The organism is Oscillatoria sp. HE19RPO, assembly GCF_024220515.1.
GTDB lineage: Bacteria > Cyanobacteriota > Cyanobacteriia > Cyanobacteriales > Laspinemataceae > Laspinema.
The window spans coordinates 1-2,250 of the sequence record NZ_JAMXOT010000456.1 but is presented as its reverse complement, the minus strand read 5'-3'; the positions used below and the strand labels follow the sequence as shown (position 1 = coordinate 2,250).

Sequence of the window (2,250 nt, the reverse complement as noted above, 5' to 3'; positions counted from 1 at the left end):
AAGATAATCCTGATCGGAGATCTCCTGATCCAATTGCGCGTAAGGTTGCCAGTAAGCATCATTGTCATAACTCATACGGCCCTGACTCCCCTTCCAGTGAGTTGACTGGCGATCGCATGATAAGCAGGCTTAGGCTGGTATTCAGAATCAAACAAAAAGGGTTCTCTCTCAGGGAATCGCCATGAGTAGCGGTCGGTCGTACCCCAAAGATTGAACGTGGTGATACCGCAGTCGAGGGCTAAACGGAGCAATTCAGAATAGGCGATCGCTTGGGATAATAACTGAACTCTCCCAACTGGGGTGACTTGATTCCAGAGGGTAACCTCACCAAAGTGAACGTTTAACCCTTTACCTTGAATTTTCCTGATAAAATCCTTGAGTGTAAAAAGTTTCAAAGTCCCCGCAATGTTATGATGCAGTTGTATTGAAATTCCGTTTAAAGGTATCCCTTCATTGAGGCAAGATTGTATCAATTTTAAAACGCTTTCTTGCTTTTGAAATCGTTGCAGTCTAAACTCAGAATAGAAAAAACTAGCATCGGGACGGGCTTCTTGCGCCCAAAGTAAGCAGCGATGAATCCACTTGGCTCCCAAATGATAGCTTAAAATAGTTTCTCTCAAATATCCGTTGTCGTTGAAAGCCTCTCCACAAACATCCCAGTCAATTATTTGCGGATAGCGCTGCATCGTTTCAAAGATGTAACTTTTCAGCATTTGCGAAAATTGATAACTCTCCATATCCTTCACCCAGTCTGGGATTGAGCGCGCCCAAACCATTAGATGTCCTCTGAGAGTGAGATTGTTTTTGGTGGCAAAATTTACAATCCAATCACTCTGATTAAAATCCCAGGTATGAGGATGCTGACCAACTCGCCGTAATTTCAAAGAGTTTGAAGGGGTTAATAAATTAAAGTTTTGTGCGATTAACTCTTGAAGTTTATCATCAGATACTAAGGTTAAGTAATCCTCTCCAGTTCCCAGGTAAAAACTTGGGGGAATCAAGTCTCTCATTCCCACGGCTTTAGAGTTTTTTATTGAATATTACAAACAATAGAAAAAGCGCTTTCCCTCTAACATAAGGAAGGTCAAAGAAAGAGGGAAAGCACCTCTGAATATTGACCGAAAACTTAATTCCGGCCAAAATACTACGGGGCTGGGGGTGGCGGGTCGCCTCCCTCACCAGGTCCAACGGCGTTCTGGTTACTGGTGAGATAAACGTTCGTCTCAAGCTGGTCAAAAACGGGACTGGGGATAAGAGGAGTCCGCCAAATGTACTTACGGTCCCAAGGCGTCACTAACCCCATGATTTTGCTGGACGCTTCAGTTCTAAGAGTCCCCTTATCTCCTGCGCCTACGTTGTTAATCAACCAAGCTCTTAACTCAGCAACCCCAATCGTTCGAGATAGGGAGATAGAAATACTGTTGCGAGGAATTGTCTCATTGACCAAAGCCCCGGTATTTGGATCATAATAGGCTACAGGGATAGGGGTAGCGGGGAAAAGCAAAATTTTGTACTGGTAGGACCCGCGTTGTCCTTTGATGGCAAACTCTCTTTGGGCGTTGGTCTGATTAGTATTACCTGTAGATTTGAAAAGTCCAGTTCGAGGAGTTGCGATGCTCAATCCTAGCCATGCAGCTACACAGTCTTTGATAAAACAACGCTCGTTGCTATTATCAGTCAAGTTGGTGGCCGTCTTATCTTTAGCAATCCCGGTGATCGCTTCGACATAATAGCCGGGTAAAGGTCCTGGACGTAGAGCCATAAAATTTGCTTTGTTTTTGAAGTTTTTTGGGAGAGAATACGCTTATCGGAATCAACGAATCTGATACCAGCAAGCGTTTTAGAAGCGTATCGGAAGCCTATCGGAAGCCTCTCAGGAGCCTCTCAGGGGCCTATCGGAAGCCTCTCAGGAGCCTCTCAGGAGCCTCTCGGAAGCCTCTCAGGAGCCTATCGGGAGCCTTTCAGGAGCCTATTGAAAGCATCACGGAAGCATCACGAAAGCATCACGAAAGCATCACGAAAGCGGTTCGGATATTATCGCTGAATAGTAGTCCTATCGGCTGTTTATCACTATATCGCCGAAATTGCATAAAAACGGGATAAACGGTTTTTAAACCGTCCATCGCACCTTAAGGTACGATTATTTTTTTTAATTATTTCCGTATGCAACGACCCAATCAGGTACAGTCTTTCTAGCACCCGTGGAAAAATATTTCCCATATTTAGGATAGACGGTAATTTCTTTAAAAT

At 44.3% G+C, this 2,250-nt stretch carries 2 protein-coding genes; both read right to left on the bottom strand.

Features of this window, described 5'->3' with window-relative positions; genetic code table 11:
• Positions 1–71 precede the first annotated feature (71 nt).
• Entirely contained in the window at positions 72–1,010 is a 939-nt protein-coding gene (locus tag NG833_RS29420; RefSeq protein ID WP_254568815.1) for an endo-1,4-beta-xylanase, read from the bottom strand.
• Positions 1,011–1,144: 134 nt separating this feature from the next.
• Positions 1,145–1,762 (bottom strand): hypothetical protein, encoded by a 618-nt coding sequence (locus NG833_RS29415; RefSeq protein WP_254568814.1) that lies wholly within the window; start codon positions 1,760–1,762, stop codon positions 1,145–1,147.
• Positions 1,763–2,250 lie beyond the last annotated feature (488 nt).